The sequence below is a fragment of the Pseudoroseomonas ludipueritiae genome (assembly GCF_014490445.1).
Classification (GTDB): Bacteria; Pseudomonadota; Alphaproteobacteria; order Acetobacterales; family Acetobacteraceae; genus Pseudoroseomonas; species Pseudoroseomonas ludipueritiae.
The window spans coordinates 1-652 of record NZ_JACTUZ010000384.1; the positions used below are offsets into that span (position 1 = coordinate 1).

Genomic DNA, 652 nt, shown 5'->3' on the forward strand with positions numbered 1-652 from the left:
CAGCGCGGCCGGCTTCCGCCATGTCACCGCGGCCGAGGGCGATGCCGCTTCCCTGGCCACCCAGGCCGCCGCCACGCTGGACCCGCGCGCCGGGCCGCTGCTGCTGGCGGTGGGGCAGGGCTACAGCACCGCGCTGGCCGATGCCCTGCGCGGCCATGGCTTCAGCGTGCGCCGCCGCGTCGTTTATGCCGCCCGCCCCGCCGATTCGCTGCCAGAGCCCGCGCTGGCATCCCTGCGGTCAGGGGAGGTGCGGGCGGCCCTGTTCTTTTCGCCGCGCTCCGCTGGCGTGACCATGGCCTTGCTGCGGCAGGCAGGGCTGGCCGAAACTGTGAATTACGTGAAGGCGTTGGCGCTCTCGGCGCGGATTGCGACGGCACTGGCGGGACTGCCTTGGCAGGAGATCCGTGCTACCCCCACGCCCGAACCGATGGCGCTGTTGGCTCTGCTGGGCCCGGCGCCCCACCCGGCCGCGAGGGCCTGACAGCGAGGGGCAGGAGAAAGATGATCGATACGCCGAAGGACAGCCCCGCCCGTTCCCCGTCGAAGGGCGGCGACGCACGGCGGGAGAAGGGGCGCAACGCGCCGCCGCAGCCCTCTTCCGCGGCACCGCTGCCGCCGGAAGCCGCCGCGCCCGGCCCTGCGCCGGAGCCCG

General features: G+C 74.7%; 1 protein-coding gene. It reads left to right on the top strand.

From position 1 onward, the window contains the following. Positions 1–481: uroporphyrinogen-III synthase (locus IBL25_RS26520; RefSeq protein ID WP_187781395.1), on the top strand; the 481-nt coding region annotated here is incomplete at its 5' end. Positions 482–652 lie beyond the last annotated feature (171 nt).